This is a genomic window from Gordonia jinghuaiqii (assembly GCF_014041935.1).
Taxonomy (GTDB): domain Bacteria; phylum Actinomycetota; class Actinomycetes; order Mycobacteriales; family Mycobacteriaceae; genus Gordonia; species Gordonia jinghuaiqii.
The window spans coordinates 2256814-2282241 of the sequence record NZ_CP059491.1 but is presented as its reverse complement, the minus strand read 5'-3'; the positions used below and the strand labels follow the sequence as shown (position 1 = coordinate 2282241).

26 protein-coding genes and 1 pseudogene are annotated in these 25428 nt (G+C 68.2%); 5 read left to right on the top strand and 22 right to left on the bottom strand.

Annotation, left to right across the window (positions count from 1 at the left end; translation table 11 throughout):
* Positions 1 to 169 precede the first annotated feature (169 nt).
* Positions 170 to 994 carry a translation elongation factor Ts gene (tsf, locus tag H1R19_RS10130; RefSeq protein WP_188329022.1) on the bottom strand — a complete coding sequence of 275 codons (825 nt, stop codon included), beginning with the start codon at positions 992 to 994 and terminating at the stop codon, positions 170 to 172.
* Positions 995 to 1052: 58 nt separating this feature from the next.
* On the bottom strand, positions 1053 to 1943 hold the full coding sequence (gene rpsB / locus H1R19_RS10125; protein ID WP_188329021.1) for a 30S ribosomal protein S2: 891 nt from the start codon (positions 1941 to 1943) through the stop codon (positions 1053 to 1055).
* Positions 1944 to 2252: 309 nt separating this feature from the next.
* Between rpsB and H1R19_RS10120 the strand changes: the two genes are divergently transcribed.
* On the top strand, positions 2253 to 2813 hold the full coding sequence (locus H1R19_RS10120) for a M23 family metallopeptidase (protein ID WP_219851330.1): 561 nt from the start codon (positions 2253 to 2255) through the stop codon (positions 2811 to 2813).
* Here the strand turns inward: H1R19_RS10120 and H1R19_RS10115 are convergent, their stop codons facing one another.
* Together H1R19_RS10115 and H1R19_RS10110 are read right to left on the bottom strand one after the other, a co-directional pair.
* Positions 2814 to 3698 carry a tyrosine recombinase XerC gene (locus H1R19_RS10115; RefSeq protein ID WP_188329312.1) on the bottom strand — a complete coding sequence of 295 codons (885 nt, stop codon included), beginning with the start codon at positions 3696 to 3698 and terminating at the stop codon, positions 2814 to 2816.
* An 89-nt stretch (positions 3699 to 3787) separates the two neighbouring features.
* A complete protein-coding gene (locus tag H1R19_RS10110; protein WP_219851329.1) occupies positions 3788 to 4654 on the bottom strand; it encodes a siderophore-interacting protein in 867 nt (288 codons plus the stop codon).
* A gap of 172 nt (positions 4655 to 4826) precedes the next feature.
* Here H1R19_RS10110 and H1R19_RS10105 point away from each other — a divergent pair, with 172 nt between their 5' ends.
* Positions 4827 to 5405 (top strand): TetR/AcrR family transcriptional regulator, encoded by a 579-nt coding sequence (locus H1R19_RS10105; protein ID WP_219851328.1) that lies wholly within the window; start codon positions 4827 to 4829, stop codon positions 5403 to 5405.
* 13 nt (positions 5406 to 5418) lie between these two features.
* On the opposite strand, the gene dprA is transcribed toward H1R19_RS10105, so the two are convergent.
* Both dprA and H1R19_RS10095 read right to left on the bottom strand, forming a co-directional pair.
* A complete protein-coding gene (gene dprA / locus H1R19_RS10100) occupies positions 5419 to 6555 on the bottom strand; it encodes a DNA-processing protein DprA (RefSeq protein WP_219851327.1) in 1137 nt (378 codons plus the stop codon).
* Entirely contained in the window at positions 6552 to 8060 is a 1509-nt protein-coding gene (locus tag H1R19_RS10095; RefSeq protein ID WP_219851326.1) for a YifB family Mg chelatase-like AAA ATPase, read from the bottom strand. Before H1R19_RS10095 ends, dprA begins: the two co-directional genes overlap by 4 nt.
* 388 nt (positions 8061 to 8448) lie before the next feature.
* On the opposite strand from H1R19_RS10095, the gene H1R19_RS10090 reads away from it, so the two are divergent.
* The 3 genes from H1R19_RS10090 to H1R19_RS10080 all read left to right on the top strand — a co-directional run bounded on the left by H1R19_RS10090 (position 8449) and on the right by H1R19_RS10080 (position 12414).
* The gene (locus tag H1R19_RS10090) at positions 8449 to 10197 is read left to right on the top strand and encodes an HNH endonuclease signature motif containing protein (RefSeq protein WP_244970935.1); all 1749 of its coding nucleotides are present in this window, start codon (positions 8449 to 8451) and stop codon (positions 10195 to 10197) included.
* A 67-nt stretch (positions 10198 to 10264) separates the two neighbouring features.
* The gene (gene bluB / locus H1R19_RS10085; protein ID WP_219851325.1) at positions 10265 to 10960 is read left to right on the top strand and encodes a 5,6-dimethylbenzimidazole synthase; all 696 of its coding nucleotides are present in this window, start codon (positions 10265 to 10267) and stop codon (positions 10958 to 10960) included.
* Positions 10961 to 11091: 131 nt separating this feature from the next.
* Entirely contained in the window at positions 11092 to 12414 is a 1323-nt protein-coding gene (locus H1R19_RS10080; protein ID WP_188329014.1) for a glycoside hydrolase family 183 protein, read from the top strand.
* Between the two features lie 4 nt (positions 12415 to 12418).
* Here H1R19_RS10080 and H1R19_RS10075 read toward each other — a convergent pair whose 3' ends face one another.
* The 16 genes and pseudogenes from H1R19_RS10075 to H1R19_RS10000 form a co-directional block, all read right to left on the bottom strand.
* Entirely contained in the window at positions 12419 to 12826 is a 408-nt protein-coding gene (locus H1R19_RS10075; RefSeq protein WP_188329013.1) for a YraN family protein, read from the bottom strand.
* 113 nt (positions 12827 to 12939) lie between these two features.
* Positions 12940 to 13251: a DUF2469 domain-containing protein gene (locus tag H1R19_RS10070; RefSeq protein WP_005176689.1), complete on the bottom strand. Its 312-nt coding sequence runs from the start codon at positions 13249 to 13251 to the stop codon at positions 12940 to 12942.
* On the bottom strand, positions 13248 to 13934 hold the full coding sequence (locus tag H1R19_RS10065; protein WP_188329012.1) for a ribonuclease HII: 687 nt from the start codon (positions 13932 to 13934) through the stop codon (positions 13248 to 13250). The genes H1R19_RS10070 and H1R19_RS10065 overlap by 4 nt, the downstream gene beginning before the upstream one ends.
* 38 nt (positions 13935 to 13972) lie before the next feature.
* Positions 13973 to 14854: a signal peptidase I gene (gene lepB / locus H1R19_RS10060; RefSeq protein ID WP_219851324.1), complete on the bottom strand. Its 882-nt coding sequence runs from the start codon at positions 14852 to 14854 to the stop codon at positions 13973 to 13975.
* Between the two features lie 18 nt (positions 14855 to 14872).
* Positions 14873 to 15214 (bottom strand): 50S ribosomal protein L19, encoded by a 342-nt coding sequence (gene rplS / locus H1R19_RS10055; RefSeq protein ID WP_188329010.1) that lies wholly within the window; start codon positions 15212 to 15214, stop codon positions 14873 to 14875.
* A gap of 256 nt (positions 15215 to 15470) precedes the next feature.
* A complete protein-coding gene (locus H1R19_RS10050; RefSeq protein WP_223204992.1) occupies positions 15471 to 16445 on the bottom strand; it encodes a hypothetical protein in 975 nt (324 codons plus the stop codon).
* 47 nt (positions 16446 to 16492) lie between these two features.
* Positions 16493 to 16846, bottom strand: a complete 354-nt coding sequence (locus tag H1R19_RS10045) for a hypothetical protein (RefSeq protein ID WP_188329008.1) — start codon at positions 16844 to 16846, stop codon at positions 16493 to 16495.
* Positions 16843 to 17181, bottom strand: a complete 339-nt coding sequence (locus H1R19_RS10040; RefSeq protein ID WP_188329007.1) for a YbaB/EbfC family nucleoid-associated protein — start codon at positions 17179 to 17181, stop codon at positions 16843 to 16845. Before H1R19_RS10040 ends, H1R19_RS10045 begins: the two co-directional genes overlap by 4 nt.
* A gap of 35 nt (positions 17182 to 17216) precedes the next feature.
* Positions 17217 to 17954 carry a tRNA (guanosine(37)-N1)-methyltransferase TrmD gene (gene trmD / locus H1R19_RS10035; RefSeq protein WP_188329006.1) on the bottom strand — a complete coding sequence of 246 codons (738 nt, stop codon included), beginning with the start codon at positions 17952 to 17954 and terminating at the stop codon, positions 17217 to 17219.
* Positions 17954 to 18547: a ribosome maturation factor RimM gene (gene rimM, locus H1R19_RS10030; RefSeq protein WP_188329005.1), complete on the bottom strand. Its 594-nt coding sequence runs from the start codon at positions 18545 to 18547 to the stop codon at positions 17954 to 17956. Before rimM ends, trmD begins: the two co-directional genes overlap by 1 nt.
* 26 nt (positions 18548 to 18573) lie before the next feature.
* Positions 18574 to 18816: an RNA-binding protein gene (locus H1R19_RS10025; protein WP_188329004.1), complete on the bottom strand. Its 243-nt coding sequence runs from the start codon at positions 18814 to 18816 to the stop codon at positions 18574 to 18576.
* Positions 18813 to 19247: a 30S ribosomal protein S16 gene (rpsP, locus tag H1R19_RS10020; RefSeq protein ID WP_188329003.1), complete on the bottom strand. Its 435-nt coding sequence runs from the start codon at positions 19245 to 19247 to the stop codon at positions 18813 to 18815. Before rpsP ends, H1R19_RS10025 begins: the two co-directional genes overlap by 4 nt.
* A 466-nt stretch (positions 19248 to 19713) precedes the next feature.
* Positions 19714 to 20784: an amidohydrolase family protein gene (locus H1R19_RS10015; RefSeq protein ID WP_188329002.1), complete on the bottom strand. Its 1071-nt coding sequence runs from the start codon at positions 20782 to 20784 to the stop codon at positions 19714 to 19716.
* On the bottom strand, positions 20781 to 22343 hold the full coding sequence (gene ffh, locus H1R19_RS10010) for a signal recognition particle protein (protein ID WP_188329001.1): 1563 nt from the start codon (positions 22341 to 22343) through the stop codon (positions 20781 to 20783). The genes H1R19_RS10015 and ffh overlap by 4 nt, the downstream gene beginning before the upstream one ends.
* A gap of 37 nt (positions 22344 to 22380) precedes the next feature.
* Positions 22381 to 25048 (bottom strand): annotated as a pseudogene (locus H1R19_RS10005) ([protein-PII] uridylyltransferase).
* Positions 25049 to 25387 (bottom strand): P-II family nitrogen regulator, encoded by a 339-nt coding sequence (locus H1R19_RS10000; RefSeq protein ID WP_188328999.1) that lies wholly within the window; start codon positions 25385 to 25387, stop codon positions 25049 to 25051.
* Between the last annotated feature and the right edge of the window lie 41 nt (positions 25388 to 25428).

Sequence of the window (25428 nt, the reverse complement as noted above, 5' to 3'; positions counted from 1 at the left end):
GCGCGGTGACGGCGCGGACCTTCTTGAGCGCCCTGCAGACCACACTCGGCGCACTCGCCGCGGTCACGGCCACGATCGCCGTCACCGCCCTGCTGCTGGGCAGGGACCGACAGAGAACAAATCGCCCCGCCTCCCTGAGGAGACGGGGCGATTCGGCGTTCAGATCAGATCAGGCCTGACCGACCTCGAAGCGGGTAAAGCCGTTGACGGTCACACCGGCATCGTCGAGCAGAGCCTTCACGCTCTTCTTGGAGTCCTGTACGGACGCCTGGTCGAGCAGCACGACATCCTTGTAGAAGCCGTTGACGCGACCCTCCACGATCTTGGGCAGAGCCTGCTCGGGCTTGCCCTCCTCCTTGGCGGTCTGCTCGGCGATACGACGCTCGTTCTCGACGACGTCCGCGGGGACCTCGTCACGAGTGGCGTAACGCGCCTTGAGCGCGGCCACCTGCATGGCGGCGCCGCGAGCGGCCTCCTCGGCAGCCGCGCCCTCGCCGGTGTAGGACACCAGCACGCCGACAGCCGGCGGCAGGTCCGATGCACGCTTGTGCAGGTACACGGCGACCGGGCCGTCGTAGTAGGCGACGCGACGGAGTTCGAGCTTCTCGCCGATTTTGGCCGAGAGCGCCGCGACTGCCTCGTCGACGGTGCCGTCGCCCAGAGGAGCCTTCTTCAGCTCGTCGACATCGTTGGTCTTGGCCGCGGCGGCCGCGGTCACGACATCTTCGGCGAGCTGCTGGAACTCGGCGTTCTTGGCGACGAAGTCCGTCTCGGAGTTGATCTCGATCATGGCGCCGCCCTTGGCGGCGACCAGGCCCTCGGCGGTGGAGCGCTCAGCACGCTTGCCCACATCCTTGGCGCCCTTGATACGCAGTTCCTCGACGGCCTTGTCGAAATCGCCGTCGTTGTTGGCGAGCGCGTTCTTGCAGTCGAGCATCCCTGAGCCGGTGAGCTCACGGAGACGCTTCACATCAGCTGCGGTGTAGTTCGCCATCGTCGGCGAGCCTCCTTCGGAAAGTGTGTGGTGGGACCGGATGACCGAGCAGCCGGAGCTACTGGGCAGCCGGTGCGTCGCTGGCGACCGGTGCGTCGGCGGCGGCCGGCGCCTCGGCGGCGGCCGGCGCCTCGGTGGCGGCCGGTGCCTCGGTGACTGCTGCGCCACCGGTCGGTGCTGCAGCCTGGGTCAGCAGCTCCTGCTCCCACTCGGCGAGCGGCTCGCTGCCGGCTTCCGGCTTGGCGTCGCCACTGGCGGCGCCGGCGCGCGCCTGGAGTCCCTCGGCCACGGCCGAGGCCACGACGCGGGTGAGCAGGGCAGCACTGCGGATGGCGTCGTCGTTACCCGGGATCGGGTAGTCGACGAGGTCCGGGTCGCAGTTGGTGTCGAGGATCGCGATGACCGGGATGTTCAGCTTGCGCGCCTCGCCGACGGCGATGTGCTCCTTGTTGGTGTCGACGATCCAGACCGCCGAGGGCACCTTGGCCATGTCGCGGATACCGCCGAGCGTGCGCTCGAGCTTGTTCTTCTCGCGGGTCAGCATCAAGATTTCTTTCTTGGTGCGACCTTCGAAGCCACCGGTCTGCTCCATGGTCTCCAGCTCCTTCATGCGCTGGAGACGCTTGTGCACGGTGTTGAAGTTGGTGAGCATGCCGCCGAGCCAGCGCTGGTTGACGTACGGCATGCCGACACGGGTCGCCTCGCCGGCGATCGATTCCTGCGCCTGCTTCTTGGTGCCGACGAAGAGGATGGTGCCGCCGTGGGCGACCGTCTCCTTGACGAACTCGTACGCCTTGTCGATGTAGGTCAGCGTCTGCTGCAAGTCGATGATGTAGATGCCGTTGCGGTCGGTGAAGATGAAACGCTTCATCTTCGGGTTCCAACGGCGGGTCTGATGCCCGAAGTGTGCGCCGCTGTCGAGCAGCTGCTTCATGGTTACGACGGCCATGATTTTCCTTTTGTCGCAGTTGTCGTCGACGTCCGGTTGACGTCGACCCTGGCGCCGCGCACCGAGTGCCACCGGAGGCGGTACGGAACCGTCCCGGGACTGCTCACTCGGCGTATGTATCGGAACCGCGCTGGTCAGAGATGTGAACCCTGGTCGCAGCACGGGCCTGAGGGCAGGCGCGCGAAGTCACCCCATCAACAACAGATGAGGTGCGTGGAGAAGTTTACGCCCGCGCACCAGCTAAAACCAAAACCGTCTCGTCCCCGACGCCTCGCGGATCCGAACCGGCATCCGCTGCGTCCAACCAGCATGCCGCTGTTCCGCTCCCCACCGCCGTACACCACGCCCATCGTCGCAGGTCTGATCGTCGCCGCACTCACCGCTTCACCCGGCGTCACGGCGGGCACCGCCTGGGCCCGGCCTCCGGACTATTCCGCTCCACTGTCGCCGCGCCCGGTGGTGGTGACCGCGTTCGACGCCCCGGCGCAGCGCTGGCAACCCGGCCACCGCGGAGTGGACCTGGCCTCGGCCCCGGGGATGCCCGTACTCGCCGCGGGTGCGGGACGGGTGCGGTTCGAGGGGAACGTCGCTGGCAGGCCCGTCGTGTCGGTCCAGCACCCGGACGGCGTGATCACCACCTACGAGCCGGTCGAGGCCGGCGTCGAGGCGGGCGATCACGTGTCCCGCGGCGAGGTCATCGGCACCGTCTCCGCCGGGCATCCCGGCTGTCCGGTGCTCGTGTGCCTGCACTGGGGCGCGCGTCGCGGTAGCGGCCGCGCCGCGGAGTACCTCGATCCCCTGGGCCTGCTCGGCGCGGTGCGGGTCCGTCTCAAACCGGTCGGACTCGAACCGGTCGGGCCCGACCCGTGATCACGCGCGCGGGTGCGCCTGACGGTGCACCGCCCGCAGGCGTTCGACGCTGACGTGCGTGTAGATCTGGGTCGTCGCGAGCGAGGAATGTCCGAGCAGCTCCTGCACGACGCGCAGGTCCGCGCCACCCTCGAGCAGGTGGGTGGCGGCGCTGTGGCGCAACCCGTGGGGCCCCATCGCGGGACCTCCCGCGGACTCCACCGCGCGGGACACCACGGTCCGCGCCATCCGCTGGTCGAGTCGCCCACCGCGCGCCCCGAGCAGGAGCGCCGGAGGAGACTTCTCGGTCACGAGCGCCGGGCGCCCCTGTCGCATCCAGGCGTCGACGGCACGAGCGGCGGGCTCCCCGTAGGGAACCGAGCGTTCCTTGTCGCCCTTGCCGATCACCCGCACCACGCGTCTGCCGGTGTCCACGTCGTCGACGTCGAGACCGCACAGCTCTCCGACTCGAATCCCACTGGCGTACAACAACTCCAGGATGACCTTGTCGCGCAATGCGATCGGGTCGCCGGGTTCGCGGTCGGCCGCCGTGGCCTCGATGGCCGCCTCGGCCTGCGCCGGAGCGAGAACCGCGGGCAAGGTGCGGTGCGCCTTCGGTGCCTTCAACCGCTGCGACGGGTCGGTGGCCATGATCCCCTCGCGGACGGCCCACCCGCAGAACGTCTTCGCCGCCGAGACCTGCCGTGCGATCGTGGTCCGCGCCGCGCCGCGTCTGCTCAGTTCGGCCAGCCATGCACGCAGCAGTGCGAGGTCGATGTCGGCGGCGGCGACACCCCGCGCCCCCGCGAAGGTCACCAGGGCGCGGGCACCGCCGACGTAGGCGCGGATCGTGTGCTCGCTGCAGCCCTTTTCCAGGCGCAGGTGGTCGGCGAAGTCCTCGAGCATGCCCACGAGCACACCCCGCGGCGGCTCACACCGCAACCGCACACGCGGTGTCGTGGCCCGATCGATGCCGACTCACCCCCGTTGTCGACTCACCCCTTCGCGCCCACACCTTCCTCGGCGGCCCGCAGATCGGCTTTCCACTTGCGGAAGCCCTCTTCGGTGCGGCCGCGCCGCCAGTATCCGGAGATCGATGCGTTCGCAGCGCTCACGCCGCGTTCCTTGCGGATGTATGCGCGCAGGTTGTGCATCACAGCCTGGGCCTCCCCGTGGATGAACACCTGCGGCTCGCCCTCGAGCCATTCGGCGTCACGCACGGCCGCGATCAGCGGCGCGTTGTCGCCGGCCACGGACTCATCGACCTCGCCTGCGGGGCCGCCGCGGTGAACCCAGACGATGTCGGCGCCCGCGGGTGCGGCGAGTGGGAGTTCGTCCTCGGGTCCGGCGACCTCGATGAACACCTTCGCCACCGCGTCGGCGGGCAATGCTTCGAGAGCTACCGCGACGGCCGGGAGTCCGGCTTCGTCGGAGGCGAGGAGATGCCACGGGGCGTCGGCGCGGGGTCGGTATCCGCTGCCCGGACCGATGAACCGGACGGTCTCGCCCGGCTGGACCGACTCCGCCCAGGGCCCGGCGATGCCCTCGGTGCCGTGGACGACGAAGTCGACGGCGATCTCGCGGGCCTGCTCATCGACGCGTCGGACGGTGTAGGTCCGGAGCACGGGTTGGCGATCGGGCGGCTCGGCGGCCCTGATCTCCTGCAGGTCGAACGGTTCGGCGTAGGTGACACCGTCCGGGGCGAAGACGAACTTCACGTACATGTCGGTGTCGGGTTCTCCGCTCTTGCCGACCGCGGGCCGGAAGTCGTCGAATCCCTCACCCCCCAGGTAGAGACGTACGAAGTGCGGGGTGAGCCGCTCCCTCCGGAGCACCGTCATCGTGTTCAACCGCTTGGCCATCGAACCTCCTTGTCGCGACGATCCTACGCCTCAGGTGAGGGTCACCTTAGGTTTAGCAAAGCGAACTACCTCTTCAGGCTTGTAAGGTTTTCTCATGATCAAGCGATGTGATCTGAGAGTTTGCAAATGTTGAAATCAGACCTCGCGAGATACCGACCCCAGAGGTGCATCCATGCCGGATCAGCCAGTGGATCAATCCGCCCCCCAGCGGGGGTCCCGCCTCAGCGCGGACGACTGGATGGACGCGGCCGTGGAGATCCTGGTCGCCGACGGTATCGAGGGCCTCAAGATCTCGCGGCTCAGCGCGAGGCTCGGAGTCACCAAGGGCAGCTTCTACTGGCATTTCACCGACATCGGGGCCATGAAGGCAGCGCTGTCGGATCACGTCCGTGAAGTGCAGTCCGCCGCCGCCGCCCGGATCGAGGCGTTCGAGAACCTTCCCCCGGCCGAGCGCATCGAAGCCATGGTCGCTCTCGTCTCCGATCCCCGGCGCTGGGGCATGGAGGCAGCGATGCGGCGCTGGGCCGAGACCGACGCCTCGATCGCCGATTCGGTGTCCGAACTCGACGACCGGACCCTGCACATCGCCAACCAGGCCCTGCATGAACTCGGCTTCTCCGACACCGAGGCGCACGCCCGCGCGACGACCCTGCTCTACGCCGGTATCGGGTTCGTCCACGCGCACGGCCGCCTCCGCCAGGCGACGTCCGAGGACCTCCGCATCTTCATCAACATCCTCACGCGACGCTGATCCGCGGGTGGGCTCACCTCGCGGCCAGTCGCCACTGCCCTCCCACGTTCTCGACGTGCCCGCCGACGTCGAGTCGCGCGAGAGCCGAACGCACCACGGCGACGTCCAGGCCCGCGGCGAACGCGATCTCTTCGATTCCCACCCCTCCCCGTCCCGGGATGGCGTCGTGCACGCGGAGTTGGTCCGGGGTCAGTCCGTCGGTCGCCTTCGCCCGCCCCCGGCCGACGTCGCCGCCACCTTCGGGCCGGACGAGGTTGACCACCGACGCCACATCGGACACCAGTACCGCGAGATCGTCGGCGATCATCCGGTGGCACCCGACCGACGTCGCCGAGGTCACCGGACCAGGGACCGCACCGAGCGGCCGCCCCAGCTTGCGCGCCCAGGCCGCGGTGTTCGCCGCACCGGAACGTCGACCCGCCTCCACCACCACTGTGCCCAGGCTCATCGCGGCCACCAGGCGATTACGGGTGAGGAATCGATGCTTGGCCGCCGTCGTCCCCGGCGGGTACTCACTGATCACCGCGCCGGTCCGCGCGATCTCGGCCAGCAGCGCGGCGTGCGACGCGGGATAGTCGCGGTCGATCCCGCACGCCATCACCGCGGCCGTGACGCCGCCGGTCGTGACCGCCGCCCGGTGCGCAGCGCCGTCGATACCGAAGGCGCCGCCGGACATCACCGTGAAGCCCTCCCCCGCCAGCCCCGAGGCGAGCATCTGCGTGACGTGCTCGCCGTAGGACGACGCCGCGCGGGAACCGATCAGCGCCACCGACGCCGCAGCGAGATCGTCGAGCCGGGCCGGCCCCCGAACCCACAGTGCCAGGGGTTCCCCGCCGCGTGCCGCGGTGTCCGCCTGGGAGAGCGCGAGCAGCGACCACGCCGGCCACTCCGGATCGGCCCGCGTCACCAGCCGCGCACCGATACGCAACGCGATATCCAGATCCTCTGCCGTGCAGTCTGTTTCATATCGAGCAGCAGTCGCGGCCAGGACGGCACGGTGATCGTCGGGCACCTTGCGCCGGCGGATCGCCGAGGCGGCCTCGACCGGTCCGACCTCGTCGACGAGCGCGATCACCTCGGCACAGGGCGGCTCGGCCACGCGCGCGAGATAGGCCCACGCCGTCAACTCCGCCGGATGGTCCGCGGTCACCAGGTCGCCCCTCGGTCTCGGTACATCAGGGCCTGCGCCACATCGTCTTCGGTGGGTCGGTCGGTGCCGCGGAGGTCGTTGAGCGTCCATGCCAGTCTCAGTGCCCGGTCGGCTCCCCGGGCCGTCACCCGGCCGTCGCGCAGGAACAGTTCGATCGGCCGGAGTGCGTCCGGCGGCAGCCGGAACTTCTGCCGGAGCGCCGAACCCGGGACCTCGCCGTTGGTGCGCCAGCCGAATTCCGACCATCTCTCCACCGCTGTGGCGCGGGCGGCGGTGACACGTTCCCGCACCTGTGCACTCGCCTCACCCGCTCCGCTCATCAGTGCCGCATTGCCCGGTGGGTCCATCCGGACACGGATGTCGACGCGGTCGAGCAACGGCCCGGACAGCTTGCCGAGGTAGCGTCGCCGTACGACCGCCGAGCACACGCAGTCGACGTCGTGGGCAGGTGCGCACGGACACGGGTTCGCGGCAAGGATCAACTGGAACCTGGCCGGGTACACGGCCACCCCGTCCCGGCGGGGGACCCGAACCTCGCCGTCTTCCAGGGGTTCTCGCAGGGATTCCAGGGCCTTCACACTCATCTCCGCGCACTCATCGAGAAAGAGCACGCCACGATGCGCCTTGGACACCGCGCCGGGACGGGCGAACCCGGTGCCGCCGCCGAGGAGCGCCGTGGTCGACGAACTGTGATGGGGTGCGATGAACGGTGGTTCGGTGACCAACGGATGCCCCGGCGACAACTCCCCCACCAGGGAGTGGATGGCCGTCACCTCGAGCGAGTCCTCGAGTCCCAGGGGCGGCAGGATGCCCGGAAGTCGCCGCGCGAGCATGGTTTTCCCGATCCCCGGCGAACCGGTCATCAGCACGTGATGGGCTCCGGCCGCCGCGATCTCCAGAGCGTGACGCGCTTCGTGTTGACCGACCACGTCGGCCATGTCCGGCACCGGCGGCGGAGGTTTGGCGGGCACGTCGTGAACGGTGTCGAGCACGTGATCACCCATCAGCCACCGTGTCACCTCTTTCAGGTTGGTCGCCCCGCCGACGTCCATCCCCTCCACCAGCGCGGCCTCGGCCACCACCTCGATCGGCACCACCGCACGCCGGTATCCCTTCTGCCGCGCGGCGATCACCGCGGGCAACACCCCGCGGATCGGTCGCAACTTCCCGTCGAGACCGAGCTCTCCCAGGAAGATCGTCGTCGTGAGCTTGTCGGAGGGCACCTGCCCCGTAGCCGCCAGGATCGCCAAGGCCATGGAAAGGTCGAATCCGGAACCGATCTTCGGCATGTCCGCGGGTGACAGCGCGACCGTCACCTTGAGCTCGGGAAACTTGAACTCCGAGTTCTTGATAGCCGCGCGTACCCGGTCGCGCGCCTCGCGCACCGACGCGTCCGGGTTGCCGGTCACGGCGAACCCGGGCAGGCCCGAACTCACACTCGCCTCCACGTCGACCACCTCCGCGGCGAACGCATTCAGGCCCACCGCCTGCGTTTGTCCCAACATGGCGCACAGCATCGCCGAGGAACACACCCAGGAGTCAACGGTCGGCCTGCAACGGCGGCGATCTGTGGACAACGTGGCAGTTGTCCACTGCCACAGACCACCAGCGAAGACCGGAGATTCCCTTCCGGCCGAGGACCGCGTTGCCGGCCGCGATCCTTCTGCCGGCCGAGTAGGGACGAGGCGCCAGCCGAGGACCGCGATCGAGGCCCCTGGTGACCGGCACCCTCGATCCGTTGGTCAATTCCAAGTCCGGGCGGGCAAAGATGGTGTCGCACACACCTACTCGCTGTGGATGGCCGATCAGAGTTGTCGGTGGTCGGGTCTACATTGGGTGAATACCCAGTCGGGACCGCCAACCAAGCGGTGCCACAGCACTTTCGGAGTCACCGTGACGGCATGGACCGATCTACCCGGCGAGTTCATCGCCGGGATCGATCGTGCCCAGGCGGCCCAGTCCGACACCACAACCCACATGGCCGCCCTGGGTGCGATCCGGGCCGGGGAATCCTATCTCGCCTGGTGCCGCTACGACACGATCCTCATCTTGTGTGACCGTCTGTTCACCCCCGCCGCAAACAGCTACATCACAGATGGTTTCGCCGACGTGGTGGCCCGTGTCGGCCGGGAAGCCGCGATCACCCGCTACCAGGCAGAGCTACTCGTCAACGAAGCACTGTGCCTGCGCGACCGGCTACCGCACGTGTTGGCCACGCTGCGCGAGGGCATCACCTCCCGCAAGCAGGTGCAGGACATCATCGCCCGCACCAACCTGGTGGCTGATGGCGACCGGCTGGACCCCGACGATCCCGACAGCCGGCCGATCATCGAGGTCCTCGACGAATCGATCGCCGGCCTGCTCCGCAACCGGGCCGGGTCGTGGTCGACCACCGGTCTGCGCGACATGGTCGACCGCCTGGTGCTCGGCTGCGATGCCGACGCGGTACGCGAACGCCGCCGCGAAGCACTGGACAAACGTGGCGTGTGGACTCGCACCCTGGCCGACGGCACCGGTGAGATCACCGGGGTGATGGCCGCGGAGAACATCCGCATCGCCGCCACAGCCGTCCGCGCGCTGGCCGATGCAGCATGTGCCGACGACCGACGCACCCGCAGCCAACGTAACTCCGACGCCATGTTCGCCCTGCTGACCGGCACCGAATTCAACTGCCTGTGCGGCCAGGACGACTGCACCGCCACCATCCCCGACCCGAGTTCGGTGGTCACATCTTCGGTGGTCACATCAGTGAGTACCGAGGTCGTCATCCACGTCGTCACCGACACCGCCACCCTGGCCGGGGCCTCCGGACCCGGCTGGGTCGATGGTCACGGCGTCATCTGCGACGACCACGTCCGTGACCTCGCCGCCCGCAAGGACGCGGTCATCAGATCGGTCACCCCGGTCCGGACACCACCGACAAGCATCGTCGCCGCCGACCGCACGACCGACGCCGACGACACCGGCGGCATCTCGAGAACCAGCCATCTCGCCGGGCCGCAGCCGAAGTCGTATGCACCGGAACCGGATCGGGGCACCGAGCGTGATGGTGTTGTGGTGGTGTATCCGGGTTCTCACCCCGGCGATCCGTATCGGCCGACCGCGTCGTGTGTCGATTTTGTGCGTGTGCGGGACGGCTACTGCACCGAACCGGGTTGCACGCGGTCAGCATTCAGTGCCGATGTCGATCATGTCGTCGAATACGACCGTGTCTTTCCCCGCCAGGGCGGGAAGACCTCGAGTGAGAACCTCAACGCCAAATGCCGGGCCGGGCACCTACTCAAAACTCATGGCGACTGGGTGGACGTGCAGTACCGCGACACCGACGGCCGCCTGGTCACCGAATACGTCACCCCTGAAGGGTTCATCATCCCCGGCGAGGCCGAAACCCTCGAAGATCTGTTCCCCAACCTGCGACAAATCCGCTTCGAACAAGCATCCCAAGCCCCACCCACACCACGCGTCATCGGCCCGGACCGCACACCCCGTCCCACCACCGACCGCACCGCCGCCAAACACGCACGGCGGAGAGCCGAGCGTGCCCGCAACAAGGAACGCCGCGAAACCGCCCAACAGGCAGCCGAGAAGAAAGCCCGCGCCGACGCCCCGACACCTCAGGCCGGCGAGCCACCACCGTTCTGACGTCCGCACGCTACCTTTGGATGCCGAGATCGGCCTCAGACACCGAAGTCTGGGAAGGGAGGCACCAGTGGACGTTGACCGGACAACAGTTGACCCAACGACAGTTGACCCAACAACAGTTGCCCCAAGCGACGAAAACTTCGACGCGGCCTTCGTTGATGACCTCGACCGGCTTTTTCGTTGGCGGCGCGACGTGAGGCGTTTCAGTCGACTTCCGCTCGAGACTCATCTTCTCCCGGAAATCATCGCCGCCGCCGAACTTTCTCCATCGGTCGGTAACAGCCAACCGTGGCGGTGGGTGGAGGTGCAGTCGACTGCTTCACGGGAGGCCGTGCGGGACAACTTCATCCGCTGCAATTCCGAAGCCCTCGGCGGCTACGACGGCGAACGCGCACAACTGTATTCGTCATTGAAACTCGCCGGCCTCGACGACGCTCCGGTCCACCTGGCGGTCTTCTGTGACGATTCCCCTGCTCAGGGACACGGCCTCGGCCGGCGCACGGTGCCCGCAACGCTCGAGTACTCGGTCGTCACGGCCGTCTCCACACTGTGGCTCGCCGCGCGCGCCCGCGGCGTCGGCGTCGGATGGGTGTCGATCCTCGAACCCGCCGAGGTCGCGGCCGAACTCGCTGTCCCGTCCTCATGGTCGTTGGTCGCCTACCTCTGCATCGGTTACCCCGAGCAGGCCGGCGACGTCCCCGAACTCGAACGCGTGGGATGGCAGTCCCGGACATCAACCGCCGATCGGTACATCATTCGCTAGACGCGGTGCTGACCCCTCTGGACACAGCCGACACCAGATCGTGACCGCCTCACCTCGCAATCGCATGCGCGGGCCGGTAACAATAGTCACGTCATTCACATCTGTCACAGCAGTCACATCGGAGGCCGAAAGTGTCGAGCCGTCTCACCATGAGTGTCCGGCTGGCGCTCGCCGGGGCCATCGCGTTCAGTGGAACCGCGGTCGCCCTCACCGCCGGGGCCGGCGTCGCGCACGCCGCGCCGTGCGGCAACACCGGTTCCGGCTCGAGCTTCCTCGGGTTCGGTTCCAGCGGTTCCTCCGGATCGTCCGGCAGCACCAATGTCCCAAACCTGGGGCCGCAAGCTCCCCTGGTGCCGTACATCGGGTCCATCTCCCGCACCGTCGGCTGGGTCACCGGGCCGCTGAGCGCCAACCGCACCTACAGCCGCTTCGGGATCAGCGGCACCGACCTCGGCGTCGCCTGGGACAACGGCCGCGGCCAGACCCTGATGGCCTTCGGCGACACCTTCGGCAACTGCAACGCGCCCGGCCAGCAGTGGCGCCACAACGTGCTGCTACGCACCGACGACGACAATCTCGCCAATGGCCTCACCGTGCCCGACGGCGTCGCCGGGGACGTGACGTCCGGTTCCGTCATCGCATCCGGACAGCCCGACTACGCGCAGGAACTCATTCCGTCACTGGGGATCTCGAACGTCGAGGTCACCACCATCCCCACTGCTGCGATCTCACTCCCGTACGGAGACGGCTTCCGCCAGTACATCAACTACATGTCGGTGCGTTCGTGGGGCACGGCGGGGAACTGGGTCACCAACTACTCCGCGGTCGCCCACTCCGACGACAACGGCCAGACCTGGATAACGGATCAGGACACGATCCTCGTCAACGCCCCGATCTCACTGTCACTGCCGGGCAACCTGCGCCCCGTCGAGTACAACAACGGGAAGTTCCAGCAGAACGCCTACGTCCGCGGACGCCCCGGCACCCCCGAGGCCGACTATGTCTACCAATACGGCACGCCCAACGGGCGTTTCGGCGCAGCGTTCCTCGCCCGGTTCAAGCCCGAGGACATCCTGAAACTCGACAACTACGAGTACTGGGCAGGCAAGGGGCCGGGCTGGGTGGACGACATCAAGGCCATCCCCGACGACGGCTCGGCGATCGTCGCGCGCAACCCGGTCAGCGAACTGTCGGTGGCCTGGAGCCCCTACCTCGAGAAATACATCATGCTCGACGGAGACAACGGCATCCGACTCCGCACCGCAGAGCACCCAGAAGGCCCGTGGAGCGCACCGAAGATGATCGTGCCCAACCGGGCACTCGTCCTGTACGGGCCGATGATTCTCCCCAACTCCCCTGCCCTGCAGGGCGACTCCAAAGAGCTCTACTTCAACGCCTCGCGCTGGAGCGACTACAACGTCATGCTGATCCGCAGCGACCTCAGCAAGATCTGACCGGTCACACGTAGACGCCCGGGTGATGCCTCACCCGGGCGAGTGCCAGATCGTCGGGAGAGAACTGGTCGAGCCGCACACTCACGACGTCGAACCGGATCTGTGACCAGCGGCGGTCCTGCGCCGCGAGCCACATCCGCGCTAACCGTCGCATCTGCGCGAGCTTGGCCGGCGTCACCGCCATGACCGGATCGTCGAAGGTCCGACTCGCGCGTGTCTTGACCTCGACGATCACCAGGATCGAGCCGTCGGCGGCCACGAGGTCGAGCTCGCCGTATCGGTTGCGCCAATTACGTTCGAGGACAACCCAACCGAGCGACGTCGCATACTGGGCCGCCACGTCCTCCCCCAGCCGGCCGACATGGCCACGACGGTTGGCGGGACGACCGGGGAGAGAATCGGGATCGCTCATTCCCCGAGCTTCGCCGAACACAGTTCGGCCGCGGCGGGACTACTCCCGCCGCGGCCGAATCTGTGGACAGCTACCGCATCATCAACATCGGCACACCGTCATCCCGGGAGAGCTCACGGCTCGTCGGGCAACCGGAGTTCCGGCTTCTCGAGCTCCTCGATGTTGACGTCCTTGAACGTGATGACGCGGACCTGCTTGACGAAGCGGGCGGGGCGATACATGTCCCACACCCACGCATCGCTCATCCGGAGTTCGAAGTACACCTCGCCATCGGTGTTGCGGGGAACCATCTCGACCGCATTGGCAAGGTAGAAGCGCCGCTCTGTCTCCACCACGTAGGTGAACTGCCCGACAATGTCCTTGTACTCGCGGTACAGAGAGAGTTCCATCTCGGTTTCGTACTTCTCGAGATCCTCTGCACTCATCCTGTCAGCCTATCCCTGTTCTCGTTTGCGCTGGTGACCATACGTGCCGCGACGTTACGGTACGACATGCGGTGTTGTGGCGAGGGCCCCGCCGAATCGATGCGGGACATGTGGAGTGCGGTGCTGTACCCCTTGTGGATCGCGAAGTCGTAGCCGGGCAGATCGTCGTCCATCGCCACCATGATGCGATCCCGCGTCACCTTGGCGATGATGCTGGCCGCCGCGATGCACGCGGCCGCCCCGTCCCCGCCGATCACCGGCAACGACGGTGCGGTCAGACCGGGTACGACGAAACCGTCGGACAACACGTAACCGGGCTGCACGTCGAGAGCGGCGACGGCCCGGCGCATGCCTTCGATGTTCGCCACGTGGACGCCGATCCGGTCGATCTCCGCGGCCTCGATGATCACCGCGCTCCAGCTGTGGGCATATCGCGTGACCGACCGGTACAGCGCTTCACGCGTACGTTCGGTGAGCTTCTTGGAGTCGTCGAGGTCCGCGAGCGAGGCCAACTGGGTCGGCTTGAGCACGCACGCCGCCACGACGAGGGGGCCGGCACATGCGCCGCGCCCGGCCTCGTCGACACCGGCGACCGGACCGAGTCCCTGCCGGTACAGAGCGAACTCGAGGGTCCGGAGTCCCGCGGCACGCCGGACGGGTGAGCGTGGTGGCCACCGGCTCATGGGTCAGTCCATCCCGCTCGTGATCATCGCCTGCCCGATCACTGCTGGGGATTGTCCGAACCCACACCACCGATCCGGGAGAAGGGATAGATGATGGATCGGACCTTGCCGCGGATGTCGCTGACCGGAACAGTGCCCTGGAACTCGTCCTCGACGTGATAACGCGAGTCCTGCGAGTTGAGGCGGTTGTCGCCCATGACCCACACGTTGCCCTCGGGCACCGTGATCGGGCCGAAATCCGGCCCCAGGCAGGACGGCACCGAGCCGCCGGGACCGGCGACACCGGGCCCGAACGCCGCGGCCGTCTCCTCCTGGAGCTTCATGTCGATGTAGGGCTCACGCAACGGACGACCGTCGACCTTGACGCCGACACCCTCGTCGTTACGGCACTCGACGGTCTGGCCGCCGGTGGCGATCACCCGTTTGACCAGATTGTTCTCATCGGGCGGGGCGAAACCGAACCAGGACAGCGCATCCTGCACCTTGTGCATGACCGGGTTGGTCGAACGCGGCGACACCCACGAACCGTTCCACGATTCCGACGGCCCCTTGAACACGACGACATCGCCGGGTTCGGGCTCGCCGAATCGATAGGCCAGCTTGTCGATGACGATCCGGTCGTTGGTACACCCGTTGCAGCCGATCAGCGTCGACTCCATCGACTCCGACGGGATCACATACTGCCGACCGATGAACGTCTGCAACACCCATGTCAGGAGCAGCACACAGCCCACGATGATCACGACCTCGCGCAACAGCGAGCTCGACCCCGATGTGCGCTTCTTGCCGTCGCGCTTGCCGTCGCCGCGACCCTTGGCGTCGCCGTCGGACTTCAACCGCCAGGGACGCTCCGTGTCTGCGGCCGCCCCGGCTTCGGGGTCGGCGTCGTGATCGTCGTGGGGTCGCTGTGAGTCTGCCACCTCGTCAGGGTAGACGCGTCAGCGCTTTTCCTTGATCTTGGCGGCCTTGCCGCGCAGATCACGCAGGTAGTACAGCTTGGCGCGACGGACGTCACCGCGGGTGAGGACGTCGATCTTGGCGATGGTCGGGCTGTGCACCGGGAAGGTGCGCTCGACGCCGACACCGAAGGACACCTTGCGGACGGTGAAGGTCTCACGGATGCCGCCGCCCTGACGGCGGATGACGACGCCCTTGAACACCTGAACGCGTTCCTTGCTGCCCTCGATGACCTTGACGTGGACGTCAAGGGTGTCGCCGGGACCGAAGTCCGGGACATCGTCGCGGAGGGACTGCTTGTCGAGGAAGTCGAGCGTGTTCATAGTGTCGTCCTTTGTCTGGCGTGAACGTTGAGCAGAGGAACCTGGCGGCCCTGGGGCTCGACCGGTTCGTGCTCCGAGTCGTTGGTGTGACTGTCGTCGGTGGCCCTGTCGGCGGCGTCTCTCGAAGAGCGCTTGGCGAACGTGGGGCATCGTCGGCAGGCAACCCGACTATTGTGCCAGAGCGACCCCGGTACGACGAAATCGCCGGTGCGTGCGACGCGGGGCGCAGTCCAGGTACCCGGCCCAGGTACCCGGCCTAGTTGCCCGGCCCCATCGCGACGACGTCCGCGGCCTGCAGCGCGGAGATGGTCGCCGCGTCCATGGGCGTGGCCGTGGCGATCGCTTTCGGCGTGACACCTGAGTTCGTCATGTGTTCGACGATGGCGAGTTCGGGCGCCCGCCCGTTCGCGGTGAGTGCCTCGTCGTCACCGAGTTCGAGTCCGGCGCGCTGGTAGGGCTGCGGATCGTTGGTGCCGACGACCACGACGCGGGTGCCGCGAATGCCGACGCCCACCCCGACCGCGGTGCGCAGCCATCCCGACACAGGCGTCGGCACCGTCGACTGGAGGCGCTCGGCGCGCTGCCGCAGCCAGGTCAGATCTGCCTCGGCATCACCGTGGCTCCGGACACCCGCTCCGGCCAGCGCGCCGACGCCGGCCGCCATCATGCCCGCCCCGCCCATGGCCATCGGGGCGATCGGCATCATCCCGCTGGTCGCGGCGGGTGCACTCGCGCCGCCCGCGTGCTGCCCCGCCTCCCCCGACCGTTCGGTGTAGTCGTCACCGGCGGCGGTGAGCGCCATCCGGCCCGTGCTCGCCGCGCTCACCCGCCACGAATCGTCGCCGATCTCGGCCAGGACGTCGGCGCGGCGCAGGTCGCGGTCGGCGATGAGGGCGATGGTGGTCATCTGTTGTTCGGTCTCGGTGACCACCTCGGCGTATCGGTCCAGGGTGTCGGCCATCGTACGGAGGCGATCCGCGACGTGCGGCAAGGCGTGCGGGCCGGGGCCGGTGATGCGCCCCAGACCCTCGACGACCGCCTCGCCGAACTCCCCCGCGACACCTTCCGCCGAGGACGTGCCGGCGGCATACACATCGGCGGCGGAGGCGACCACGTCGGTGACGCGGTCCACGGATTCGGCGAGGGCGCGCGCACGACGTGCGGACTCCCGTAGTGCCGCGGCGTCGGCGGACGGCCACACGCCGGGTACGAGGTCAGCGGCGATATGCATGGGTCCGGTGTCCCGGCCGGTGTCCGACATGCGGCGAACGGCGTCCATCACGTGTCGCGCCGGTCGAGACGCGCGGCCGCGTCGGCATCGGCGTCGGCCAGTGCGCGGACCCCGGCGACGAGCGCGCGACGCTGATCACCGAGTCGGTCGCCGGCTGCGTGCAGGGCGTCGGTCACCTCCACGCCGACGGGGCAGAAGCCGCGGCGGAACGCACGGGCCGGATCGCCGACGCCGAGCGCGCTGTCGATGTCGGCGAGGAGTTCGACGAGTTCGGAGCGCACGGTCCCGATCCGGGCCTCCGCATTGGCCAGGCGTGCCGACAGGTCGGTGACACTGCCGACATCGGCCGTGACACGGCGCCTGCGGCCACCGCCGGTGGGGTTAGGGTCGGGAGCCGTCATTGCGGTCGCGGTTCGGCCGGGATGCGGGCGTCTGCGTAGTCGATGTCGGAATCCATTGCGGCATCGAGCAATTCGTCTCGCCTGGTCCGCAGCGCCGCATCGGCCTCGGCGATGAGGGTGGTGAGCAGACCGGAGAGTTGATCGGCCCGGTAGCGCCGCAGCGCGGCGGGTTCGATGGTGATGTCGACGGCGAGGCCGCGCGCATTGACCGTCACCGCGACGAGCCGATCACGGCTCGTCGCCCGAGAGGTCAGTTCCGACAGGGCCTTCCGCACCCGCGCGAGATCGGCGCGTTGACGGTCGAGTTCATCGACCATGGACGAGTATCCCTGCATTGCACCTCCCCCGGTGGAACGAGTTCCCGGGAATCCTAGCCGGGATCGGCGGTGTGGTCACCGGCCTCGTGCACAGATTCATCCACCAGATCGGACTCATCCAGAAGATCTGGCCTGCGGGCCCGGGTGCGTTCGAGGGACTGCTCGTGGCGCCAGCGTGCCACCTTCGCGTGATCACCGCTGAGGAGAACCGCGGGCACGTCGAGGCCGCGCCAGGTCACAGGCCGGGTGTAACTCGGGCCCTCGAGGAGCCCGTCGGAGAACGAGTCCTCCTGGTGTGACCGCGGATTGCCCAGCACGCCGTCGAGCAGACGGACGGTCGCCTCGACCATCGCGAGCACTGCGACCTCGCCGCCGATCAGGACGAAATCGCCGAGGGACACCTCTTCGACGTCCACCCGGCGGGCCGCGTCGTCGACGACGCGCTGATCGATGCCCTCATAGCGTCCGCATGCGAACACGAGGTGCTTGCGGACGCTCCAGCGCCGCGCGGTCTCCTGGGTGAACGGGACGCCGGCAGGCGTGGGCACCACCAGCAGCGCGTCGTCCGGGCACACCTCGTCGAGGCACGGCCCCCACACCTCGGGCTTCATCACCATGCCGGGCCCGCCGCCGTACGGCGAATCGTCGACGCTGCGGTGGACATCATGTGCCCAATTCCGCAGGTCGTGCACGTCGACGCTGACGCGTCCGGCGTCGATCGCCTTGCCCAGCAATGCAACTCGCAGCGGATCGAAGTACTCGGGGAAGATCGAGACGATGTCGAGGCGCATCATCGGTCGTCGACGTCGTCGTTGTTGCCGGCGTCGCTGTTGTCGGCGTCGCTGTCGTCGCTGTCGCTGTCGTCGAGCGAGTCCGGGTCCAACAGACCTTCGGGCGGGTCCAGGACGATGAGTTCACGACTCACGGTCGGCACGATCTCCCGCACGAAGGGCACGAGCACCTCACGCCCGTCGGTGGTCCGCACCGACAGCAACTCGCCACCGGGCAGGTGCAGGACCGACTCGACGACGCCCACCTCGGAGCCGTCGAGAAGCTCGACGGCCACCCCTTCGAGCTCATGGTCGTAGAACTCGTCCGGGTCGTCGGAGGGCTCGACCTGCGAGGAGTCGACCAGGAACAGCGTGCCGCGCAGCGCATCGGCGGAACCGCGATCCCGCACATCCGCCAGGGACACCAACAGCCGCCCGGAATGCTCCCGGGCGGCTGTGATGACAAAATCGCGTTCCCCGCCACCGCGCGGCAGGCGGCCGCGCAGCACCGAGTTCGGTGCGAAACGGATCTCGGGTTCGTCGGTGCGGACGTCTACGACGACCTCACCACGAATGCCGTGCGACTTGACGACACGTCCGACGACGAGATCCACGATGCGCTCGTTGTGCGTGTTCGGGCTCAGCGGTCGGTGTCGACGATGTCGACCCGCATGCCGCGCCCACCGATGCCGGCGACCAGGGTGCGCAGGGCGGTCGCGGTGCGACCGTTGCGTCCGATGACCTTGCCGAGATCGTCGGGGTTCACGTGGACCTCGACGAGACGGCCGCGACGACCGGTGACGAGGTCGACCTGGACGTCATCCGGATTCGAGACGATTCCGCGGACCAGGTGCTCGACCGCGTCGGCGACGACTGCGCTCACGCGTCACCCTCGGCGGCGGGAGCCTCTGCTGCCTCGTCCTTCTTGGCGGCCTTCTTCTTCGGGGTGGTGGCAGCGGCGACCGGCTCGTTGTCGGCGGCGGCGAGCGCAGCGTTGAACAGGTCCAGCTTCGAGGTCTTGGGCGCGGCGGTCCGCAGGGTGCCCTCGGCGCCCGGCAGACCCTTGTGCTTCTGCCAGTCACCGGTGACCTTGAGGATCGCGGCGACGGGCTCGGTCGGCTGTGCGCCGACGCTCAGCCAGTACTGGGCGCGCTCGGAGTCGACCTCGATCAGCGAGGGCTCTTCCTTCGGGTGGTACTTGCCGATGGTCTCGATCACCCGGCCGTTGCGGCGGGTCCGAGCGTCGGCGACGACGATGCGGTACTGGGGGTTGCGGATCTTGCCGAGCCGCGTGAGCTTGATCTTGACAGCCATGTCTACTTCTCTTCTCTCGAGTGGTCACTGCGCAATTCGGCGATCCATCCGGAATGATGAACCCGGTTTTGCGTCTCCAGTGGTGTGACCGTCGGGCGGCCGTGACCGGATCCGACGAACCAGCGAGTCATTGTGCCAGACGCGGCGGCCGACTCTGAAATCCCCCGATCGGAGTACCACGATCGGAAATCCCACGAGCTCGGCGGAGGCCCGGTGTTCCGGCATGTGGTCATCCACCCCGCGCGGACAACCACATGCCGTGCGTCGCATCCGTCACCATCGGTGTCGGCTCATCAGTGCCCGGGCGCGCAACGCGGGTCGGAGCCTCCCTTACCCCCGCTCCGACAGGGTCTGCGCATCACCGATCTCGGGCTGATCTGGGTTCGTGTACGCCGAACCGTTGCAACGCCGGTGCCACGTTACCCGCCGGTAAGTGGCCCAACCAGGTGCCTGATTATGGCGTTCGTCACACGATGTGGTGGCCCGACGACACCACTGCGGCGGGGTGCCGTAGCACCGCGAGGTCCTCGACCGGATTCGCCGGATAGATCACGAAATCGGCGCGGTGCCCGTCGTCGAGGACATCGGCGCCGAGCCAGCGACGCGCGTTCGTCGACGCCGCGGCGATCGCCCCGGCCGGGCCGAGGCCCACCTTCGACAGCGCCTCGATCTCGTCGACGATGCGTCCGTGCTCGACGAAGCCGCCGGCATCGGTTCCGGCGAAGATCGCCACACCGGCCTCTCGCGCGGACGCGAACACCTTTCCCGCGCCCGCATGCAGTGACCGCATGTGCGCGGCGTATGTCGGGAAACGTTCGGCGCCGTCGGCGATACCCGGAAAGTTCTCGACCTGGATCATGGTGGGCACCAACGCGATCGACCGGTCGACGAGCTGATCGATCAGATCGTCGGTCAGTCCGGTGCCGTGTTCGATGCAGTCGACGCCGGCGCCGATGAGATCGACGAGGGCGTCGGTCCCGAAGACGTGCGCGGTGATCCGCGCACCGTGCTCGTGGGCCACCGCGACCGCGGACTCGATCTGGCCGCGGGTCCACAGCGGCGCGAGGTCACCGGCCTCCCGGTCGATCCAGTCGCCGACGATCTTGACCCAGCCGTCTCCGGCGGCGGCCTGGCGGGCCACCTCGGCGGCCAACTCGTCCGGGTCGTCGAGGTCGACGCCGTAGTCGCGCAGGTAGCGCTTCGGGCGGGCGATGTGCTTGCCCGAGCGGATGAACCGCGGACACGCGGGATCGTCGTCGAGCGGATGGGTGTCGAGCGGCGACCCCACCTCGCGGATCAGCAGCGTGCCTGCCTGCGCGTCGGCGTAGGCATAGCCGCGTGCCTGCTCGATGTCGACGCCGAGGCCGGGGGCGATGCCGACGTGATTGTGCGCATCCACGAGGCCCGGCAGTATCCAGCCGCCATCGACCGCCGTCTCGGCACCGGGAACCGGTGTGGCACTGATGGTCTCACCGGTCACCCAGAACTCGACAGGCGATCCGGTGAGCGGATCGGTCCCCCGGTAGTGGCGGGTCACTTCTTCTTTTTGGGCTGCTGGAACTGTGAGATGTCGATGCCCTCGAGTCCCGGCGGCAGCTCGTCGAGCCCGGCCGGCATGTTGGACAGGTCGGGGAAGCCCGCGGGCATCCCGCCCGGCATGCCGGGGAATCCACCGCGAACCTTCGGCGGGGTGGGCCCGCGGCCCTTACCCTTCTTGCCCTTGCCCTTTTTGCGATTCGTCTTGCGGTTGACCGCGCCCATCCCCATCCGGCCCGACATCTGCGCCATCATCTTTCGCGCGTCGTAGAAGCGGTCGACGAGTTGATTGACCTCGCTGACCGTCACACCGGAACCGTTCGCGATACGCAGACGACGCGAGGCGTTGATGATCTTCGGGTTGTCCCGCTCGGCGGGGGTCATGCCGCGGATGATCGCCTGCACGCGATCGAGTTGCTTGTCGTCGACCTGCGAGAGCACGTCCTTCATCTGGCCTGCGCCCGGCAACATCCCCAGGATGTTGCCGATCGGACCCATCTTCCGGATCATCAGCATCTGCTCGAGGAAGTCCTCGAGGGTCAGCTCGCCCTGGGTGATCTTCGCGGCGGCGGCCTCGGCCTGCTGCGCGTCCCAGTGCTGTTCGGCCTGCTCGATGAGGGACAACACGTCGCCCATGCCGAGGATCCGGCTGGCCATCCGGTCGGGGTGGAAGACGTCGAAGTCCTCGAGCTTCTCACCCGACGACGCGAACATGATCGGCTGGCCCGTCACCTCGCGCACCGAGAGCGCCGCACCGCCGCGGGCGTCGCCGTCGAGCTTGGTCAGGACCACGCCGGTGAAACCGACGCCGTCGGAGAAGGCCTGCGCGGTGGTCACCGCGTCCTGACCGATCATCGCGTCGACGACGAACAGCACCTCGTCGGGTGACGTCGCGTCGCGGATGTCGGAGGCCTGCTTCATCAGCTCGGCATCGATACCGAGGCGGCCCGCGGTGTCGATGACGACGACGTCGTAGTGCTTGGCGCGCGCCTCGTCGACACCGGCCTTCGCGACCGAGACCGGATCGCCGGCGGTGACACCGAGGGTTCCCTCGCCGCCGACGCCGGTCCCGGGATGCGGTGCGTACACCGGGACGCCCGCCCGCTCTCCGACGATCTGCAGCTGCGACACCGCGCCGGGACGCTGCAGGTCACAGGCCACCAGCAGCGGCGTGTGCCCCTGCTGGGACAGCCAGTGCCCGAGCTTGCCGGCGAGGGTCGTCTTACCGGCACCCTGCAGACCGGCCAGCATGATCACCGTCGGCGGACTCTTGGCGAACCGCACCCGCCGGGTCTCGCCGCCGAGGATGCCGACGAGTTCCTCGTTGACGATCTTGACGACCATCTGGGCGGGGTTGAGCGCCGCGGAGACCTCGGCGCCCTTGGCCCGCTCCTTGATCCGCGCGATGAACGCGCGCACCACCGGCAGCGAGACGTCGGCCTCGAGCAGGGCCAGCCGGATCTCCCGGCAGGTGCGGTCGATGTCGGCGTCGGAGAGTCGCCCCTTGCCGCGCAGGTCCTTCAGGGCACCGGTCAACCGGTCGGAGAGGGAATCGAACATGATCCCATCCTTCCATGCGGGTCCCGGGACACCGCATCTAGGAGATCGGCACGCCCGACCGACCGGTCCCGTTGGTCTGCGGACCGTCGCCCTCGTCGTCGCGAGTGGGCTGCGGCGGCGGACACACCTCGATGATGGCGTCGGACAGTTCGGCCCGCGCAGCGTCGGTGTCGACGGCCAGCCGGAGGCTGAAGATGTCGACGACCGTCGCGCCGAGCGTCGTGACCTTGGCCCACCGGATGTCGGCACCGTGCCTCTCCAGCACCGCACTCACCCGACTCAGCAAACCGATGCGGTCATCGGACCGGACCTCCAGCAGTGCCTCACCCTCCGGCGCGTCGAGCCACGACACCCGCGGCGGTGCGACCGCGAACAGGGCCGGTACCGCGTTCTTGGGGTGTCCGGCACCGTCGACCTCGGGATCGGTGCTGCCCGCACTGGCCCCCACCACCACGAATGTGCCCGGGATCGTCGTGACCGTGCCGATCGTCGGGATCGGCGAATCCCGCTCGCGGGCGTCGAGGCGCGCGAGCACGTCGATCTTGCCGTCCACCGACGCGATCAGCTGCTGGCGGAGCAGACCTGCGTCGGGTGGGCTGCCGAACATCGGAACCACGGTGAAGGAGTTGATCGCCTTGCCCTCGTGGCTCTGGGCGCACGCCCGGTGCGACCGCAACCCGCCGAGGGCCAGGACACCGGCCATCTTCGACAGCAGGCCCGGCTGATCGGGTGCGACCATGGTGACGTCGTAGGTGTGCTGCCCCTCGGCGCGGACCAGCCGGACCGCATAGTCGCCCTCGGACGCGGTGGCGAGACGTTCGGGCGTGAGCGGTTCGGGGACATCCGGTTCGACGCCGTCGATGTGGCGCATGGCGCGTCGGACGAGTTCACCGATCAGCGAGGCCTTCCACTCCCCCCACACGCCGGGACCGGTGGCCAGTGAATCCGCCTCGGCAAGTGCCGCAAGCAGTTCCAGCAGGACCCGGTTGTGGCCGAGGGTCGTGGCGACCTGCTCGGCGGTGGCCGGGTCGTCGAGGTCGCGACGCGTGGCGACCTGCGGCAGCAGCAGGTGATGCCGCACCATGTCGGACAGGATCGTCACGTCCTGCGGCCAGAGACCGAACCGATTGCCGACCTGGACGGCGAGTTCGGCCCCGACGATGCTGTGGTCGGCACCGCGCCCCTTACCCAGGTCGTGGATGAGTGCGCCCAGTACCAGCAGGTCCGGCCGGGACACGCGGGTCGTCATCGAACTGGCATACGCCGCGGTCTCCACGAGGTGCCGGTCGACGGTCCAGGTGTGGATCGCGTCGCGCGGCGGAAGGTCGCGGACCGCACCCCATTCCGGCAACAACCTGCCCCACAGGCCGGTACGGTCGAGAGCCTCGATCGGGTCGACCATGTGATGTCCCGAACTGAGGAGCACCAGTAGATCACTCAACGCCTCGGCAGGCCACGGCTCCCGCAACTCCGGCGCGTAGTCGGCGAGCCTGCTCAGGGTCGACGCGCCTATCGGCAGGCCGGTACGTGCCGACGAGGCGGCGACCCGCAGGATCAAACCCGGGTCCTTGCTCGGGATCGCGTTGCGCGCCAACACGATCTCGCCGCCGTGTTCCACCACTCCCTCGTCGAGAGGACGACGCAGCGGTGAACGCCGGAGCTTCGCGAGCCCGCGGCGGGGCAGTGCGTTGCCCGCGGTGCGCAGGCCGACGTCGATGGAGTAGCTGATGGTGCGCGCCGAGTCGCTGATGACGCGGGCCAGATCGAACCGGTCGCCGATCCGCAGAGCGGCACCGATCTCGTCGGCGTCCTGGGCCCGCACCTGCTCGCGCGGGCGCCCGGCGATGCGGTGCAGCTCGGTCCGGATGTCGAGCAGCCGGGTGTAGGCCATCTGCGGTCCGGCGCCGGGCGAGTCGGGTCGCAGGCTGGCCATCCCGTCGGTGAGCTGCGCGATGGCCAGGGCCCCGAGGAGCTGCACATCGCGCAGCCCGCCCCGGCCGTTCTTCAGGTCGGGTTCGGCGCGGTGGGCGATGTCGCCGGCTCGTCGCCAGCGGTCCTGCGCATGCGAGACCACGTCGGTGAAGCGGCTGCGGATGTCGTTGCGCCACTGCTGACGCACGCCGCTGATGAGCAGCGCCGAGAGTTCCTCGTCGCCGGCGATGTGCCTGGCCTCGAGGAGCCCGAGGGCCGCGGTGACGTCATCGCCGGCGACCTGCAGTGCCTGCGGCACGGTCCGGACACTGTGGTCGAGCGGAATGTTGGCGTCCCACAACGGATACCAGAGTCCGTCGGCGACGTCGGAAACCCGCTCGGCGGACATGTTGTCGTGCAGCAGGATGAGATCGAGATCGGAGTACGGCAGCAGCTCACCGCGGCCGAGTCCACCGACCGCGACGATCGCGAACCCGCTGTGCGGTTTGACGCCTAGCTCGGCGCCCTTGCTGGTCAGCCAGAATTCGTGCAGGTCGACGAGCACCTGGCGCAACGCCGGTGCATCGAGCTTCCCGGCTCGGCTGGACTCGGTGAGTTGCCGGCGGGTCTTGGCCAGGTCTGTCGCAGCTACGGGAGCCTCCAAGGTCGGGGGTCAGCGATCGTGGCGTCCGCACTCGCGGTGCCGTCGGAGCTGACGAACGGTGCGGCCCCGCGCCCGACTCTTCGTCGGACGCGGGGCCGTTCGGGGTGTTCGCGAAAGGGCACGAGCTCACTTACAGAGCGTCGCCGCCGCGCTCGCCGGTACGGACGCGGATGACCGACTCCACAGGCGAGACCCACACCTTGCCGTCGCCGATCTTGCCGGTCCGTGCCGCCTCGACGATGACGTCGACGACCTTGTCCACGGCTGCGTCGTCGACGACGACCTCGACGCGGACCTTGGGCACGAAGTCGACCGAGTACTCGGCGCCGCGGTAGACCTCGGTGTGGCCCTTCTGACGGCCGTACCCCTGGACCTCACTGACGGTCATTCCAAGGATTCCGGCCTGCTCGAGACCTGCTTTGACATCTTCGAGCGTGAACGGCTTGACGATTGCAGTGATCAGCTTCATTTGTTATCCCTCTCCACAGGAGTCAGCGTAGTAGCGAAAGT